At 70.0% G+C, this 15,755-nt stretch carries 17 protein-coding genes; 8 read left to right on the plus strand and 9 right to left on the minus strand.

Translation table 11 applies throughout. The features are described from left to right. Positions 1-45: 45 nt before the first annotated feature. Positions 46-912, minus strand: a complete 867-nt coding sequence (locus ACSC1Q_RS38715) for an aldo/keto reductase (RefSeq protein WP_436763712.1) — start codon at positions 910-912, stop codon at positions 46-48. 296 nt (positions 913-1,208) lie between these two features. Here ACSC1Q_RS38715 and ACSC1Q_RS38720 point away from each other — a divergent pair, with 296 nt between their 5' ends. Both ACSC1Q_RS38720 and ACSC1Q_RS38725 read left to right on the plus strand, forming a co-directional pair. Beyond that, positions 1,209-2,324, plus strand: a complete 1,116-nt coding sequence (locus ACSC1Q_RS38720; protein ID WP_436763713.1) for a WD40/YVTN/BNR-like repeat-containing protein — start codon at positions 1,209-1,211, stop codon at positions 2,322-2,324. Positions 2,325-2,332: 8 nt separating this feature from the next. After that, positions 2,333-2,617 (plus strand): MoaD/ThiS family protein, encoded by a 285-nt coding sequence (locus tag ACSC1Q_RS38725; protein WP_436763714.1) that lies wholly within the window; start codon positions 2,333-2,335, stop codon positions 2,615-2,617. A 55-nt stretch (positions 2,618-2,672) separates the two neighbouring features. On the opposite strand, the gene ACSC1Q_RS38730 is transcribed toward ACSC1Q_RS38725, so the two are convergent. Further along, on the minus strand, positions 2,673-3,335 hold the full coding sequence (locus tag ACSC1Q_RS38730) for a TetR/AcrR family transcriptional regulator (protein WP_436763715.1): 663 nt from the start codon (positions 3,333-3,335) through the stop codon (positions 2,673-2,675). 126 nt (positions 3,336-3,461) lie between these two features. Here ACSC1Q_RS38730 and ACSC1Q_RS38735 point away from each other — a divergent pair, with 126 nt between their 5' ends. Continuing rightward, entirely contained in the window at positions 3,462-4,583 is a 1,122-nt protein-coding gene (locus ACSC1Q_RS38735) for an FAD-dependent monooxygenase (protein WP_436763716.1), read from the plus strand. Between the two features lie 491 nt (positions 4,584-5,074). Here the strand turns inward: ACSC1Q_RS38735 and ACSC1Q_RS38740 are convergent, their stop codons facing one another. The 3 genes from ACSC1Q_RS38740 to ACSC1Q_RS38750 all read right to left on the minus strand — a co-directional run bounded on the left by ACSC1Q_RS38740 (position 5,075) and on the right by ACSC1Q_RS38750 (position 9,143). Then, complete coding sequence (locus ACSC1Q_RS38740) at positions 5,075-6,052, minus strand: 5'-nucleotidase C-terminal domain-containing protein (RefSeq protein WP_436763717.1); 978 nt, start codon at positions 6,050-6,052, stop codon at positions 5,075-5,077. 319 nt (positions 6,053-6,371) lie between these two features. Beyond that, positions 6,372-6,842: a carbohydrate-binding protein gene (locus tag ACSC1Q_RS38745; RefSeq protein WP_436763718.1), complete on the minus strand. Its 471-nt coding sequence runs from the start codon at positions 6,840-6,842 to the stop codon at positions 6,372-6,374. Positions 6,843-6,848: 6 nt separating this feature from the next. Beyond that, positions 6,849-9,143, minus strand: a complete 2,295-nt coding sequence (locus ACSC1Q_RS38750) for a TIM-barrel domain-containing protein (RefSeq protein ID WP_436763719.1) — start codon at positions 9,141-9,143, stop codon at positions 6,849-6,851. Positions 9,144-9,317: 174 nt separating this feature from the next. Here ACSC1Q_RS38750 and ACSC1Q_RS38755 point away from each other — a divergent pair, with 174 nt between their 5' ends. Continuing rightward, positions 9,318-11,303 carry a beta-galactosidase gene (locus ACSC1Q_RS38755; RefSeq protein WP_436763720.1) on the plus strand — a complete coding sequence of 662 codons (1,986 nt, stop codon included), beginning with the start codon at positions 9,318-9,320 and terminating at the stop codon, positions 11,301-11,303. A 580-nt stretch (positions 11,304-11,883) separates the two neighbouring features. Here the strand turns inward: ACSC1Q_RS38755 and ACSC1Q_RS38760 are convergent. The 3 genes from ACSC1Q_RS38760 to ACSC1Q_RS38770 form a co-directional block, all read right to left on the minus strand. Continuing rightward, the gene (locus tag ACSC1Q_RS38760; RefSeq protein ID WP_436763721.1) at positions 11,884-12,189 is read right to left on the minus strand and encodes a hypothetical protein; all 306 of its coding nucleotides are present in this window, start codon (positions 12,187-12,189) and stop codon (positions 11,884-11,886) included. Between the two features lie 378 nt (positions 12,190-12,567). Then, positions 12,568-12,720, minus strand: a complete 153-nt coding sequence (locus tag ACSC1Q_RS38765) for a hypothetical protein (RefSeq protein ID WP_436763722.1) — start codon at positions 12,718-12,720, stop codon at positions 12,568-12,570. 12 nt (positions 12,721-12,732) lie between these two features. Then, entirely contained in the window at positions 12,733-13,002 is a 270-nt protein-coding gene (locus ACSC1Q_RS38770; protein ID WP_436763723.1) for a hypothetical protein, read from the minus strand. A gap of 35 nt (positions 13,003-13,037) precedes the next feature. On the opposite strand from ACSC1Q_RS38770, the gene ACSC1Q_RS38775 reads away from it, so the two are divergent. Both ACSC1Q_RS38775 and ACSC1Q_RS38780 read left to right on the plus strand, forming a co-directional pair. Then, a complete protein-coding gene (locus tag ACSC1Q_RS38775) occupies positions 13,038-13,436 on the plus strand; it encodes a hypothetical protein (RefSeq protein WP_436763724.1) in 399 nt (132 codons plus the stop codon). 28 nt (positions 13,437-13,464) lie between these two features. Further along, positions 13,465-13,773: a 4a-hydroxytetrahydrobiopterin dehydratase gene (locus tag ACSC1Q_RS38780; protein WP_436763725.1), complete on the plus strand. Its 309-nt coding sequence runs from the start codon at positions 13,465-13,467 to the stop codon at positions 13,771-13,773. 199 nt (positions 13,774-13,972) lie between these two features. On the opposite strand, the gene ACSC1Q_RS38785 is transcribed toward ACSC1Q_RS38780, so the two are convergent. Further along, entirely contained in the window at positions 13,973-14,293 is a 321-nt protein-coding gene (locus ACSC1Q_RS38785) for a type II toxin-antitoxin system Phd/YefM family antitoxin (RefSeq protein ID WP_436763726.1), read from the minus strand. Positions 14,294-14,462: 169 nt separating this feature from the next. On the opposite strand from ACSC1Q_RS38785, the gene ACSC1Q_RS38790 reads away from it, so the two are divergent. Together ACSC1Q_RS38790 and ACSC1Q_RS38795 are read left to right on the plus strand one after the other, a co-directional pair. Beyond that, a complete protein-coding gene (locus ACSC1Q_RS38790) occupies positions 14,463-14,861 on the plus strand; it encodes a VOC family protein (RefSeq protein ID WP_436763727.1) in 399 nt (132 codons plus the stop codon). A 44-nt stretch (positions 14,862-14,905) separates the two neighbouring features. Continuing rightward, positions 14,906-15,658 (plus strand): VOC family protein, encoded by a 753-nt coding sequence (locus tag ACSC1Q_RS38795; protein ID WP_436763728.1) that lies wholly within the window; start codon positions 14,906-14,908, stop codon positions 15,656-15,658. Positions 15,659-15,755: the final 97 nt, after the last annotated feature.

The following is a 15,755-nucleotide window of genomic DNA, read 5'->3' on the forward strand; positions in this document are numbered from 1 at the left end:
CGCCCCCGGTAGCGGGTCCGCGGAGGCCGGTCCCGTTCTTCTCGCTCAGGCTCCCCTGGTCAGGGCGTCGAACTCGGCGTCGGTCAGCTGGACGGTCGCGGCGGCGACGTTGTCCTCCAGGTGGGCGACCGACGAGGTGCCGGGGATGGGCAGCATCGCCGGGGAGCGGCGCAGCAGCCAGGCCAGCGCGAGCTGCGACGGGGTGGCGCCGTGCTCCTTGGCCGCCGCGGCGAGCGGGCCGCCCTCCGCCGCGAGCTTGCCGGTCGCGAGCGGGAACCACGGGATGAAGGCGATGCCGTTGGCCTCGGAGTACTCAAGCAGGGACTCGGCGTCGCGGTGCGCGAGGTTGTAGAGGTTCTGCACCGAGACGATCGTCGCGGACTTCCCCGCCTCCTCGACGTCCTCGACGCCGACCTCGCTGAGGCCGATGTGCCGGATCTTGCCCTCCCTCTGCATCAGCGCGAGCTCGCCGACCTGGTCGGCGACGGGGACGGCCGGGTCGATGCGGTGCAGCTGCAACAGGTCGATCCGCTCGACGCCGAGGTGGCGCAGGCTCAGCTCGACCTGCTGGCGCAGGTACTCGGGGCGGCCCACCGGCGTCCAGAGCCCGGGGCCCTGCCGGGTGAACCCCGCCTTGGTCGCGATGACCACGTCGTCGGCGTAGGGGCGCAGCGCCTTCTTGATGAGAAGCTCGGCGACGAACGGGCCGTAGGAGTCGGCGGTGTCGATGAAGTTCACGCCGAGCTCGACGGCCCTGCGCAGGACGCGGACCGCCTCCTCGGGGTCGCGCGGGTCTCCCCACACGCCCTCGCCGGTGAGCTGCATCGTCCCGTAACCCAGGCGGTTGACGGTGAGGTCTCCCCCGATGGTGAACCGGCCCGACGCTTCGGCGGGACGAGTCGTGGTCGTCATGATGTCCTCCCGGGACTAGGCCTGATGTTCATGATTCGCAACAGCCTGGCGATGGGGCCGATTCCCCTCTTCAACGCCCGTACTCGCGAATCTTCTGACACGTGTTCGCGCAGCGGCCCGGACGAGGGCGCGTCGCCGTGGCGTGCCGCGATTTTGTCGGGGGGCTGTCGTAGCGTCGGTGGCCACGGCCGTGGCGGACATGTCGTGGACGCAATCGGCTCCGGGCCCGGTCGGACGATCGGGAATGTGACCGCGGTGCCGGCCCAGATCGGCCGCCGGCTCGGAAAGGAACGCCGATGAGTGGTGTACGAGTGCTGGTGGGCACGCGCAAGGGCGCGTTCATCCTGACCTCTGACGGAAAGCGCGAGCGGTGGGACGTCAGCGGCCCCCACTTCGGGGGCTGGGAGATCTATCACCTCGCCGGATCTCCCGCCGACCCGTCCCGCCTCTACATGTCGCAGTCCGGCGGCTGGTTCGGGCAGGTGATCCAGCGGTCCGACGACGGCGGCGCGACGTGGGAGGCGGTCGGTAACCGGTTCCAGTACGACGGCGTCCCCGGCACCCACCAGTGGTATGACGGCACGCCGCACCCGTGGGAGTTCACCCGGGTCTGGCACCTTGAGCCCTCGCTCACCGATCCGGACACGGTGTACGCCGGGGTCGAGGACGCCGCCCTGTTCCGCTCGGTCGACGGCGGGCGGAGCTGGCAGGAGCTCGCCGGGCTGCGCGAGCACCGCTCGGGACCTTCCTGGCAGCCGGGGGCCGGCGGGATGTGCCTGCACACGATCGTCCCCGACCCGAGCGATCCCGCCCGCGTCACCGTGGCGATCTCGGCGGCGGGCGTGTTCAGGACCGACGACGCCGGCAAGAGCTGGCAGCCCGCGAACCGCGGCCTGCGGTCCGAGGGCATTCCCGACCAGGACGCCGAGGTCGGCCACTGCGTCCACCACATCGCGGCGCACCCGTCACGGCCTGACGTGCTCTTCATGCAGAAGCACTGGGACGTCATGCGGAGCGACGACGCCGGCGACTCCTGGTACGAGATCAGCGGTGACCTGCCCAGCGACTTCGGGTTCCCGATCGCCGTGCACGCGCACGAGCCCGACACCGTCTACGTCGTGCCGATCAAGAGCGACTCGGAGCACTATCCGCCCGAGGGAAAACTGCGGGTGTACCGCAGCCGGACGGGCGGAGACGAGTGGGAGCCGCTCACCAGGGGGCTGCCGCAGAGCCACTGCTACGTCAACGTGCTGCGTGACGCGATGGCCGTCGACACGCTGGATTCGTGCGGCGTCTACTTCGGCACCACCGGCGGGCAGGTGTACGCCTCGGCCGACGCCGGTGACAGCTGGGCGCCCATCGTCCGGGACCTTCCGGCCGTGCTGTCCGTCGAAGTGCAGACGCTGCCGTGATCCGCGTGGTGCTTCCGGCGCATCTGCGCAACCTCGCGAGCACCGGAGGCGAGGTGGAGCTCCACGTTCAGGGGCAGGCCACGCAGCGCTCGGTCCTCGACGCGCTTGAGGCCCGCTACCCGGTGCTGCGCGGGACGATCCGCGACCACGACACCCAGCGGCGTCGCCCGTTCGTGCGGTTCTTCGCCTGCGAGCGGGACCTGTCCCACGAGCCACCGGACACCCCGCTGCCCGAGCCGGTCGCGACGGGGGCCGAGCCGTTCATGGTCGTGGGGGCGATGGCGGGCGGGTAACCACGACGGGAACGAGCGGCTCGGGCGGCGGGGTGTCCGGCCGCTCGTGAACGGCTCAGGCCGTGTCGCGCGGCGGGCGGTCCGGTCGTCCGGCCGACGTCTCCAGCCACGGTCCGGCCGACGCCCGCAGCCACGGGGTGAGCGCCACGTCGGTCGCCCGGCGGACGGCCGCCTGCACCTCGGCCGGGTCCCCGATCCGGTCGGGGTCGTCGAGCAGCACCTGCAGCGCGCTCGTGACCGCGCCGACGAACGCCCCGGTGAGCGCCGCCGCGCTCACCTCGTCGAGCCGCTCGGGAAACGCCGAGGCCAGATGCCCGGCGATCTCGCGCTGCGCGTCGAACTGCATCTGGAGCGCCCGCCCGCGCACCACCGGCACGGTCCGCACCAACCTCAGCCGCAGCGCGGCGAGCCGGCTCGCCATGTCGTCGTTGTCGTCGCCGACCTTGCGCAGCGCGCGCAGCAGCACCTCGGCCGGTCCGTCGTCCGGGCCGCGTGACGCGATGGCCTCGATCGCCGCGCGCACCCGCGCGTCGCTCTCCGGGAACAGCAACTCCTCCTTGCTGGCGAAGTAGCTGAAGAACGTGCGGGTGCCGATGTCGGCGGCGGCGGCGATGTCGGCGATGGTCGTCTCGTCGTAGCCGTCGCGCTCGAACAGCTCCGTCGCGGCGTCGATGAGGGTCTGGCGGGTGCGGGCCCGCTTGCGGTCACGAAGGGACACGCGACCCAGCGTACGGCACCCGGCGCGGACAGACATCCGGCGCAAGACAGCACTCGGCGCTTATATGCACTCGACGCTGATGGGCACTCATTGCAAATCTGCACCGAGTGCGGTTATGGTGTGGGCATGTCCCCTCGCAGCGTGCTGATCTCCGGCGGCGGCATCGCCGGCCCCACCCTGGCCTACTGGCTGGCCCGTCACGGGCTACGTCCCACCGTCGTGGAGCGGGCGCAGGGCCTGCGCTCCAGCGGCAATCCCGTCGACGTGCGCGGCCCCGCCCTGCCCGTGGCCGAGGAGATGGGCCTCATGCCCCGCCTGCGCGAGCTCGCCACCCGGGCGACCGCGATGAGCGTCGTCGACGCCTCCGGACGGCGGATCGCCCGCGTGGCCCTGCCCGCCACCCGCAGCGCCGCCGGCAACCGGGAGGTCGAGCTCCCGCGCGGCGACCTGGCCGCCGCCCTTCACGAGACCGTCCGTGACGACGCCGAGTTCCTGTTCGACGACACGATCGTCACCCTGCGGCAGGACGAGCACGGCGTCGACGTCACCTTCGACCGCGCCGGGCCGCGCCGCTTCGACCTCGTCGTCGGCGCCGACGGGCTCCACTCCGCGGTGCGGCGGCTGGCGTTCGGCCCGGAGTCCGGCTTCGTACGGCACATGGGCGTCTACGTCGCGACCCTGCCCCTCGGCGGCCCGGTCGACCACCCGCACGACGTGCTCATGTACAACACCCCCGGCAGGATGGTCTCCATCCACCCGTCACGGGGCGACGCCGTGGCCGCCTTCATCTTCCGCGGCCCGGCGATCGACGGCTTCGATCACCGCGACACCGAGCAGCACAGGCGGATCGTCACCGAGGCCTACGCGGGCGCCGGTTGGCGGGTGCCGGAGCTGCTCGAACGGCTCCGGAAGACCGAGGACCTGTACTTCGACTCGGTCAGCCACGTGCGCCTGCCCACCTGGGCGCGGGGCCGCGTCGCGCTGCTCGGCGACGCGGCGTCGTGCGTGTCGCTGTTCGGCGACGGTTCCAGCCTCGCCATCGCCGGTGCCCACACCCTCGCCAAGGCGCTCGCCGCGCGACCGGCCGACCACGCGGAGGCGTTCCGCCACTACGAGGCCGGGCACCGCACCCTGGTCGACCCGAAGCAGCGCGGCATCGGCCGGGCCACGGCACTGCTCATCCCCAAAACGCGGCTCGGAATCGCCACCCGCAACCTCGCCGCACGCGCCTGGCCCGGCCGGCGGTGACACCCTGGAAGAGCGCCTCGCGGCATCGGCTTCAGGCGCCGCGTCCGGCCACGAACTCTCCGAAAGCCAGGATCCGAAGCTCCATTCTCATCGAGCATTTCTCAACTTGACGGCGCAGGCCGCCTGCCCTCCGGTTGAGTTTCGTGCGATTCAGGTTTGGCCGGATATCTTCGGGCCGCCCACCGGCCACCGGTTCCAGGACGCGTCCGGCGAGCGTTGGCGCCATAGGGCACAGGCACGGACCGGCCGCCTGGACCCACCGCGTCCGACGAATGACAGAACTGTTCGATTTTCTCCGGGCCCTCGGCGTTCTCCGGCACACCGGGAACGCCTGCGACTCCAATGCGGAGGCGTCGATCCGGGAGCGGTGGCGTGAAAGGCTTTTCTTTCATCCGGGGGAATGCTTCAGCCGGTCGCCGGGCGGAACGAGTTCCGCCCGGCGACCGGCCCTGTTATCCGGTGTTATGTTCGTCCAGCCGATTTCACGGCACTCATCGAACGGTGACGCGGTCTCCCGCCGGAGCGTTCACCGGCGAGTTCTTCACGAGATAGGACGCCAGTGCCGCCATGTCGTCCGGGCCGCCGTGATAGACGCTGGTGGTCCCCTCCCATCTCGGGAAACCCTGCCAGCCACCCATCAGGATGTAGTTGGCCGCGATCTTGATCACCTGGGTGTCGGTCACCGGGACACCGTTCAGCGTCATCTCCGTGACGGCCCCACCCTCCAGCGTGTAGCGGAGCGCGGCCGAGGGGGTGAGCACCCAGCCCTGCGGGTTCGGATACGCCAGGATGTTCTTGAGCTGCGCGCCGGTCATCGCGTGCACGTCCACGGCGAGCCCCGCCGACTGGGTGGCCCACAGTTCCTCGGAGGTGACCGGCCCCGCGTCCAGGTCCGTGTGGAACCCGTACCTGCTGACCAGGGCGACCTCCGCGCCGGAGAGGGCCTGGACGGCGTCCACGTAGGCGTCGGCGACCAGCTCGGCCAGCGGGCCGCCGGAGGCCGTCAGGCCGATGTTCCCCGTGGTCTCGCCGAACGTCTCGTCCTCGCCCGGCGACCCGCACTTGAAGTAGTGGAGGACGTTGGACACGAGACCGTCCGGCTGCTTGATCTCGATCTGAACCGACGTCTCCGCCGTCTCCCAGTCCCAGGTGAACGTCTGCAGGACGGCGGTGAACGCGCCACCGTGGCCGGCCGGCGCCTTGACGCTCCGCCACTTCTCGGTGCCGACGACGCGGTACCGGACGAGCTGCACGTCGTCGGGGAGCCCCTCGAAGGAACCGTGGATCCTGAAGGTCACCGGGCACTTCGACGCGGTGGTCCGCTCGAAGAGGATGGTGGCCTTCCCCACGGGATTCCGAACCGGATCGTCCTGCGCGAGCGCGGCGGAACCCGTACCGAAAACGGCCTGCCCCGGTGCGGCGTGCGCCGCCGGGACAAAGGCACCCGCCACCATGACGACAACGGCCATCAGCCCTCCGATTCGAGGCCCGACCCTGCTGAACAATTTCACAGAACTCCCGTTCGCCGATCCGTGACAAGGAATAAAGGGTCGCCCCTCGTTCCTTTTGACGAGCAGATGCTAACCGGACCGGCCGACAATTCTGCGACAGATGTGCTCGCCCGACGGGCACGGAGAAAACCATCGGGAACGGACTCATGAAAAAGACCGGAAAAACGGGGTCCGGGAGATTCTTCCGCTCACGCGGCGGGAAGTCACCACGCACGCCGAACGGCCCGCCCCCGGCGGGAGAGGGGCGGGCCGCGGGAGAGGTGCGGTCAGTGGGTGGTCAGCGGGTGAAGGTCACGTCCTTGATCCGCAGGCTGCCACGGAAGACCAGGTAGACGTCCTGCCCACCCCGTACAACGGAGACGGGGGCGGTGGCCGTGGCCCACGCGCAGGTCCCGCCGGTGGCGGGTACCGGCACGGTCCCGGCGAGCCTGCCGGTCGGGGAGCCGAGGCGGACCTCGACGGAGGAGGCGGCGGTGGCCGCGCCCCCGAGCCGCACGCCGGTGACCCCGGCACGGAGGTCGGCGTCCTCGAAGGAGATCCACTCGCCCGCCGAGGCCCCGACCGCGTCGCCGCGTACCTTGGTCTCGTTGACCAGCTCGACGCCCGCGTAGTCGTCGAAGTCGGCGGCGCGGGTGGTCCGGGTGAGATCGCGGGCCGGGACGCGCTCGCCGTCCACCCGTATGGTCGCGCGCTGCCGGATCGCGTCCGAGGCCGAGCCGACCATGACGTCGTGGGTGGACGGCTCCACCGCGAATCAGACGGTGGCGATGACGACCGGGACGCCCGGGCCCACCGGTTCGACGCCCGCGATCCGCGCGCTCCCCGAGACGGTCACCCGCAGGCCCTCCCCGTCGGGGATCGCGATGATCGTGGTGTCCCCGTCGAGGTCGGAGACGGTGGTACGGACCTCACGGGCCTCGGCGCCGTACGCGACCAGGGTGATCTCCCCGAACGGCCCGTCCCCGACGGTCCCGTCCGGGTCGGCGAGCACCGGGACGAGGGCGCCGCGCCGGGCGAACAGCGGGACGCGGTCCAGCGGCGTGGCGGCCGTGACGTACCGGCCGCCGGGCAGGATCTCGCCCGTCCAGTGGTCCACCCACTCCCCTTCCGGCAGGTAGACCCTCCTGACCTGCTCCGGCGAGGTCATTGGCGCCACCAGCAGGTCGCGGCCGAGGAGGTACTGCAGGTCGGCCTGCCAGGCCACCGGGTCGTCCGGGTGGTCCACGCACAGCGCCCGCATCATCGGCGCCCCGGTCCTGGCGGCCTCGACGGCCGCCGTGTAGATGTACGGCATGAGCCGGTAGCGCAGCCGCAGCGCCTCGACCGCCGCCGCCTCGACCTCGGGGAACTCCCACGGCTCCCGGCTGGTGGTGCCGTGCAGGCGCAGCAGCGGGGAGAGCGCGCCGAACTGGGTCCATCTGACGTACAGGTCGTCGGTGGGGCGACCGGTGAACCCGCCCGCGTCGTGGCTCCAGAACGGGACGCCGGACAGCCCGTGCGCCAGCCCGCCGCGCAGCGTGCTGCCCATCGCGGCGTAGCTGGTGTAGGTGTCGCCGCTCCACTGCGCCGAGTGCCGCTGCCCGCCGAGGAACGACGAGCGCGCCCACACCATGCCGTGCCCGGCGACCTCCCGGGTCACCTCGGAGACGGCGTCGTTGAACAGCAGCGTGTAGACGTTGTGCAGGTCGGTGCCCGACATGCCGTTGGCCGCGACCGCGTCGTGCGGCACGCCCTCGGCGAAGTCGGTCTTGAAGACCTGGACGCCCTGTTCGAGCAGCGGGCGCAGCAGTCCCTTGAACCACTCCACGGCGGCGGGGTTGGTGAAGTCGACGATGCCGCAGGCCGGGTAGGAGCCGTGCCAGCAGTCGGCCACGTACACCTCACCGTCCATCTTTTTAAGGAAATATCCGTTTTCGGCGGCGGGGAGGAAGGCCGGGCTGAGGTGGGAGACGTACGGGTTCATCCACAGGCAGACCTTGAAGCCCATCGCGTCCAGCTCGGCGAGCATCCCGGTGGGGTCGGGAAAGCCCTCCGCGTCCCAGCGCATGTCCGACCAGTGCCCGTCCGTCTGCCAGTACGTGTCCAGGTGGAGCACGTCGCACGGGATCCCCCGCTCGCGGATCCGCCGCGCCCTCGCCATCACCCGCTCCTGGGTGTCGACGAAGAACCCCGAGGAGATCCAGGTGCCGAACGCCCACTTCGGCGGGAGCAGCGGACGGCAGGTCAGCAGGTCGTACCGGCCGAGCACCTCCGCAGGGGTGGGCCCGGCGATCACGTAGTAGTCGATCAGGTCGTCCGGCACCACGATCTGCACGCAGCTGTGCGTCGACTGGCACACGTCGAACTCCACCGGCGTCCCGCTGTCCACCAGCACGCCGTAACCCCTGCTGGACAGATAGAACGGGATGTTCTTGTACGCCCGCTGCGACTCGGCGCCGAAGGCGTCGAAGTTCCACATCACCGGCCGCTGGCCGCGCTTGTCGAGCCGGGTGAACGACTCCCCGAACCCGCCGAACGCCTCGTCGGCGGGGGCCGCGAAGCTCTCGTGGTATCCGGCCACCGCGCCGTCCACGCTGGAGCGGCCGAACGGCAGCGTGCGCAACCGGCCGCTGATGTCGGTGTGCCCCCGGTCCTGCTCCAGCAGCGGCGCCCCGCCCGCGTCGGTGAACCTCAGGTGCCAGGGTGACAGAGTGATCTCCGCGCGGAGCGAGCCCGCGTCGAGCAGGATCGTCCCGTCGCGGCTCTCCACCCGCGCCCCGGCGAACGTGCCCGGCGTGACCATGGAGATCGCGGCGGCCGACCTGGTCCGCGCGTCCGCGTCCTCCCCGAGCCTGACCCGGATCACACCCTCGCCCGCCACACCCACCTGGACCAGCAGCGTCTCCTCGGCCGAGGTCACCGCCTTCAGGATCACCCCGGCCGCGTCGGATGCCACCGGCTCCGCAGAGATCAGCACCGACAGGCCCTCCTCGCCGTGCGAGCGGACGGGCAGCTCCGGCGGATCGGCGACGAAGTACTCGTGCGCGACCAACGGGGGGCGGTAGGGCATGGGAACTCCAGCGCTCGGGCTTCCTTTGCTGAATTAGTTTTACGTCCAAACCAACAAACGTCAATGCCCCCACCTGCCGCGACCCGCCCGCGCCCGCCCCCGGCGTAGTCCCCTTGAACGGGACCGGCGACCCGTGATAATTAGTTTAGTTTCCAGCCAAATAAGGGAGGGGCCGTGGACTGGCCTGGGCGGTTCGGCGGGCTGTGCTACGGCGGGGACTACAACCCCGAGCAGTGGCCGGAGGAGGTCTGGAAGGAGGACGTCGCGCTGATGCGGCGGGCCGGGGTGAACCTGGTCAGCGTCGGCGTGTTCTCCTGGGCCCGGCTGGAGCCGTCACCCGGCGTCCACGACTTCGGGTGGCTCGACCGCGTCCTCGACCTGCTGCACGACGGCGGGATCGGGGTCAACCTGGCCACCCCGACCGCCTCCCCGCCCCCCTGGTTCGGCCTGGCCCACCCCGACGCCCTCACCGTCACCCCCGGCGGCACCCGGCTCACCCACGGCAGCCGCGACACCTACTGCGTGCACGCCCCCGCCTACCGCGCCGCCTCCGCCCGCATCGCCCGCACCCTCGCCGAGCGCTACCGCGACCACCCCGCGCTCGCCATGTGGCACGTCCACAACGAGTACGGCACCACCTGCCACTGCGAGCACGCCGCCTCGGCCTTCAGGACCTGGCTGCGCGAGCGGCACGGCACCCTGGACGCGCTGAACGACGCCTGGACCACCTCGTTCTGGAGCCAGCACTACTCCGCGTGGGAGCAGATCACCCCGCCGCGCGCCACCCAGTACCTGCCCAACCCCTCCCAGGTCCTCGACTTCCGCCGGTTCGTCTCCGACGCGATGCTCGACCACTTCCGCGAGCAGAGAACCGTGCTGCGCGAGCTCACCCCTGACATCCCGGTCACCACGAACTTCGTCCTCGGCGACTGGGTGCCGGTGAACCACCGCCACTGGGCGGCCGAGGCCGACCTCGTCGCGATCGACCACTACCCGTCGTCCGACCCGCCCGCCGAGACCGCCTTCGCCGCCGACCTGGCCAGAGGCTGGGCCTCGTCCCCGGCAGGCCCGGCAGGTGCCCCGGAGCACGTCCCCGGCCCACCCTCTGGAAAACCCTGGCTGCTGATGGAACAGGCGGTGGTCACCTACACCGGCCCCCGGATGCTCGCCAAACGCCCCGGTGAGATCACCAGGCTGAGCCTGTCGCACATCGCGCGGGGCTCGCGAGGGGCCATGTTCTTCCAGTGGCGGGCCTCCCGGGGCGGCGCCGAACTCTGGTACGGCGGCATGGTCCCGCACTCCGGACCCGACTCACGGATCTTCCGCGAGATCTGCGACCTGGGCGCGCTCCTGCCCTCCCTGACGGACGCCTGCGCGGCCCCCGTCGAGGCCGGGGCCGCGATCCTCTGGGACGCCGAGGCGGGCTGGGCACTCCAGTCCCCCGGCCTGCCGTCCACCGAGCTGAACTACGCCGAGACCGTACGCCGGGCCCACCGGGTGCTCTACCGGCACGGCGTCACCGCCGACCTCGTCCACCCCTCGGCCGACCTGTCTGCGTACCCGCTCGTGCTCGTCCCCGCCCTGTATCTCATCTCGGACGCCGACGCCGACAACCTGCGCCACCACGTCTCCGGAGGCGGCACCCTCGTGGTCTCCTACCTCAGCGGCGTCGCCGACGAACACGCCCGCGTCCGCCTGGGCGGCTATCCAGGCGCCCTCCGCGACCTGCTCGGCATCCGCGTCGAGGAGTTCCACCCCCTGCCTCCCGGCGTCGCCCTCAGCCTGTCCGCCCCGGACAACCAGCTAGGTACCGGAACGTTCTGGAGCGAGCACCTCCACCTCGAAGGCGCAGAGGCCCTGGCCGTCTACACCGGCCCCCACACCTCCGGCACCCCGCACGCCTTCCACACCCCGCTCGCCGGACAACCCGCCATCACCCGCCACCGCTACGGCTCCGGCACCGCCCTCTACATCTCCACCCAGCTCTCCGACACCGCGTACGCCCACCTGCTGGGCCTGCACCCCACCCCCGTGGAACTCGTCCGACGCGGCGAGTGGCTCTTCGCCATCAACCACGACGACGAGGAACACGAGGTGCAGGGCCTACGCCTGCCGCCGGGCGATTTCTCCGTACGACTACATGGCAACTCGAAGCCTTGATCGTTGCGATCTCACCTGCTCCGAAGGGACGGTACTGCCTGCTCAAGGCCTCAGGCGTAGGCGGCCTTCTCAGTCAGATTGCGATCCTCACCGACCCCGGAGGGACGGTGCTGGGCGTTCTTGACCTGGGACGTTAGCCATTTCCCAAGGGGAGAAGCGTCTGACGAGTCGGATTGATACTGGTTTGCGGTTCGGAACAGGTCGCGTGTCGCGGGCGTACCAAGGGTTCCTAGATCGTCAAAGGGGCTACGGAGCGGTGGCCTGCTCCAGGCGCAGATGTCCAGCATTATCTAGCGCCTGGCCCCAGAGGGGCGACACATATCGAGCAAGAGACCCTGCCCAAGCATGCCATTTATCAACCGGCCAGGCAGGTTCAGGCGCTTGGTATGGAAAACATACGCGGTGCCCCCGTCTCCCTCCGAAGGCGGGGGCACCGCCGCGACCAGTGTTCGACGACGCCATGCCCGGGGCGTTGTCCGGTCGCGTTCAGCCCCGCGAACGGCCCCTGGTTGCGCACCACCGCTCGCGGGAGTTGGGCGTGTCAGCACGAGGAGGCGTGCTCTTCGTGCCGACACGCTGCTCAGGGCGGGTTCACCGAATCGGCGTAGTGCTCACCAAGCCGCTCGGCGATCCTGGCCGCGACCTGCGCCAGGTCATCTACCGACGCGTGGTCGGCAGGCTCCTCCTGGTAGGCCGTACCCCAGCAGAAAAAGGTCCCGGCGCGGTCGGCCCACACGGTCAGCTTGGCGCTGATCACGAGGCGGGGTTGGCCCTCGTCGTAGGAGATCGCAGGATAGATGCGGTGGGTGTGCAGCTCGGTCCGCAGGCGCTGCAGTGCGGTGACGGCGGCGGAGCGCCAGGTGGCCGCGTTCAACCGGTCACTCACAGGCGTGCCATAGGACGGAATCACAGCCGAGTCCCTTCGTCTGGGTGAGGGCATGGACTCAAGATTCGTTGTGGTCGGTCCGGCGGATGGCCGGGGTGGGCGGGAGTTCGTTCCGGCGGCCCTGGGAGTGGTCGGCTCAGGTGATCGGCAGCGGTCCGTGCGGGCGCCGTGGCGCTGTCGGGCCCAGTTCGCCGCAGGTCGAGTTCCACCTGTCGCATCCGGTCCCACAGTTCAGCGGCACTGCCTGCGTGGACGGTACGAAAGCACGCTGGATCCCTGCACTCCCACGCTTCGAACCGCCGATACCGCAGGCTCCACCAGACCAGCCATCCATACGCGTAGGTCTGCAACTGCTCGGCGGCCAGCGCCGCGTCGGCGTCAACGAGGGACGACATGCTCGGCCAGCATCACATCGGCCGGCAACGGCAACTCGCCGCCCAGCAACGTGGTGACAGGGCGGGCCCGCAGGATCTCGTAATGCGCGGCGAGCCGTTCGGCGGCCGTACCCGGCTCCACGGCAGAACTGAGCACCGAAGCACCCGACTAGGTGCGGGCTTCGCCGCCTTCGCCGGATGGCTGTATCAGGACGCGGGTGTGACCGAACAGGCGGCCTTGTGGCTCAACGTCAACCTGGAGATGGCGCATCGCGCTCAGGACGTCCAGCTGATCAGCCATGCCCTCACGAACAAGGCGATGCTGGCCACTGATCTCGGTGATACCTCCACCGTGATCGACCTTACCGCTGCCGCCTTGTCGAACCGGAACAGGCTCATGCCCAAGACGCAGGTGCTCGCTCTGCAGCAGGGTGCCCACGGGTATGCGCTGGCATCGGACCCCGCTGCGACGCGTTGCTGGATGAGGCCGCGGCACTCATCGACGACGACCGCATGTGGGGAAACGCCTGCCGAACGCCCAACTACGTGGAGATCCAACGAGCCACCTGCTACGGGCGACTCGGGCTCAACGTTGAAGCCGTCGCCCTCTGGGATCAGATCCTTCCGTCCATACCGGCCACGGCCCGCCGTGACATCGGAGTGTTCCTGGCTCGGCAGGGTGTAGCCCTCGCCGCGGTCCCCGAGCCTGAACGAGCGACAGAGGTGACCAAGAAGGCGATCGAGCTTCTGCGTCAGACCGGCTCGGTGCGCCAGCGTGCGGAACTGGCCGCCATACCGACCCGAATGGATGCGTGGGTGGATACCGATACAGGGCAGGAGGTGACTGAGATGCTGGCGAGAGTCACACAGTAGGAAACTTGAGAGATGGGAGGTGGTAGGCATGGGTCTTCGTGATCCTCTGTCCGCCGAGGAGGTCGCGCGACGCTTGGCATCGAGCGGCTGGTCCGGCGACACCCGTCAGATCAGCAAGAGCTACTCGATCGATTACGACAGCGCGATGCGAGCTGTCGCGGAAATCGCCCAGGTAGCCATCGAGCTGGAACATCGTCCCGACATCGATATCCGCTGGGATTTCCTACAGATCACCATGACCACCCACACCGCGGGCGACGTCGTGACCGAGCTGGACTTCCTTCTCGTAGCCCGGATCAACGAGATCGTCGAAAAGCATGGAGCCGCAACAGCCTGAAACGCATGCCTAGCGACACGGTGCAGACCGGTGAGCGGTGGCGACCACGTCCGCCTCACCCGGCCACCGACCTCAGATCACCTGAAAAGAAGAGCGAAGATCGGCAGATCCACCACATCCCTGGCGGCGGATCCACCGCTGCGAAACCCAGAACCCCTTCCACTGCGAATGTTGGTGTCGAGCAACCCGTGAGTGAAGGTCATTCCTCGTCCTCCGCGAACTCGCCTCTGCCGTAGGCACGATCGTATGAGTCGTGGAGGCCGTCGTTGACGTGGTGATCCGTGTCCTCGCGATGCTTTCGGTCGTCCATGTACGGCATGCCGCGAGACACGGCGGCGAACTCGGCCCGCGAGACGGTCCCGCGTCGGCGGCGGACGGGAACCAGATCGCCGATGTGGTGACCGTCGCGTGTGACGGCGTACCGCTCACCGCGTTCCAGTCCGTCCATGATCTCCGCTGACCGGTCGCGCGGATCGCGCTGGGAGATCTGGTGGGAATGGTCAGGCTCAGGAGTGCTCACTCATCGACTTTGATTCTGCGTGCTACCGGGCAACCGGGCGTCGCCCCTGATCCGTTGGCTCTGCCCTGAAGAGCGGTAGCCCATGAAGGGGTCTACAGCCGTCGTCTGACCCATCTCGGATGGGCTCAAGAAGCTTCGCCCCTACGGATCATCGGCAAGACTTGCGATCATGGAGATGTGGATCGAGCTGGTGGCGGTCGTCGTGGAGGACTACGACCGGGCCATCGAGTTCTTCACCGAGGCCCTGGGCTTCGAGCTGGCCGAGGACTCGCCGTCGTCGACGAACGACGGCCGCCCGAAGCGGTGGGTCGTCGTCCGGCCGCCGGGAGGTGGGACCGGCATCCTCCTCGCCCGTGCGGACGGCGAGCGCCAGGCCGCCGTCGTCGGGGGGCAGTTCGCCGGGCGGGTGGGGCTCTTCCTGCGGGTGGACGACTTCGACGCCGCGTACGCGCGGATGGTCGCGTCCGGCGTCGAGTTCGTGACCGCGCCGCGCACCGAGCCGTACGGGCGGATCGCCGTCTTCCTGGACATCTCCGGTAATCGGTGGGACCTGCTCGGCCCGGCCTGAACACGGACGTCATGTCGGGGGAGCGGGTGCGTAGGATCGCCCGCATGGCGCTGCGACCTGTTCAGGTGAACATCAAGGCTCTGGACGCCCCGGCGGTCGGCCGGTTCTGGGCGGAGGCGCTCGGCTGGAGTGCCCACAGCCCCGGCGTGACCACCTACGTCGGACCCGCCGGCGACCCCGGCGGCGGCCTCGTCTGGCCGGACCCGGTCGTCGTCGGCGTCGACGTCGTTCCCGTCCCGGAACCCAAGACGACGACGAAGAACCGTGTGCACCTCGATCTCGCCACCACCTCTGCGGCCCATCAGGCGGAGCTGGTCGCGCGCCTCCAGGCTCTCGGCGCGACGCCCGTCGACGTGGGTCAGGGCGACGTGCCGTGGACGGTTCTGGCCGACCCGGAGGGCAACGAGTTCTGCGTGCTGGAGCCTCGGGAGGTCTACCGGGACACCGGGCCGATCGCCGCGGTGGTGGTCGACTGCGCGGATCCGCGGGCGATGGCCCGGTTCTGGGGCGAGGCGATCGACTGGACCCTGCACGAGGCGACCGGCGACCAGGCGGTGTTGCGCTCCGCCAAGGGGGTCGGCCCGTATCTGGAACTCCTCCGTACGCCCGGCGGGAAGACCGTGCCGGACCGCGTTCATCTTGACCTGTTGCCGTACCCCGGCGACGACAAGGCGGCGGAGGTGGCCCGGTTGCGGGCCCTCGGCGCCACCGACCTCGACCTCGGTCAGGGCGACGTCCCGTGGACGTGCCTGGCCGACCCGGAGGGCCACGAGTTCTGCGTCCTCGCGCCGCCCTGACGCGCGTCTTGACGACGGCACAGGTCGACCTCGGTGACGGAAGAGCGCCTGACGGAAAAGGTGCAAGCGAGTATCTAGCGTGATGCAATGGTCCGCT

The organism is Streptosporangium heterodermiicola (assembly GCF_051390675.1).
In the GTDB taxonomy this organism is placed as follows: Bacteria; Actinomycetota; Actinomycetes; order Streptosporangiales; family Streptosporangiaceae; genus Streptosporangium.

Excerpts from the sequence above, each read along its gene's own strand:
- ACSC1Q_RS38715 (WP_436763712.1), bottom strand. The coding sequence starts at position 912 with ATGACGACCACGACTCGTCCCGCCGAAGCGTCGGGCCGGTTCACCATC.
- ACSC1Q_RS38720 (WP_436763713.1), top strand. The coding sequence starts at position 1,209 with ATGAGTGGTGTACGAGTGCTGGTGGGCACGCGCAAGGGCGCGTTCATC.
- ACSC1Q_RS38735 (WP_436763716.1), top strand. The coding sequence starts at position 3,462 with ATGTCCCCTCGCAGCGTGCTGATCTCCGGCGGCGGCATCGCCGGCCCC.
- ACSC1Q_RS38740 (WP_436763717.1), bottom strand. The coding sequence starts at position 6,052 with ATGGCCGTTGTCGTCATGGTGGCGGGTGCCTTTGTCCCGGCGGCGCAC.
- ACSC1Q_RS38750 (WP_436763719.1), bottom strand. The coding sequence starts at position 9,143 with ATGCCCTACCGCCCCCCGTTGGTCGCGCACGAGTACTTCGTCGCCGAT.
- ACSC1Q_RS38780 (WP_436763725.1), top strand. The coding sequence starts at position 13,465 with ATGGGTCTTCGTGATCCTCTGTCCGCCGAGGAGGTCGCGCGACGCTTG.
- ACSC1Q_RS38790 (WP_436763727.1), top strand. The coding sequence starts at position 14,463 with ATGGAGATGTGGATCGAGCTGGTGGCGGTCGTCGTGGAGGACTACGAC.
- ACSC1Q_RS38795 (WP_436763728.1), top strand. The coding sequence starts at position 14,906 with ATGGCGCTGCGACCTGTTCAGGTGAACATCAAGGCTCTGGACGCCCCG.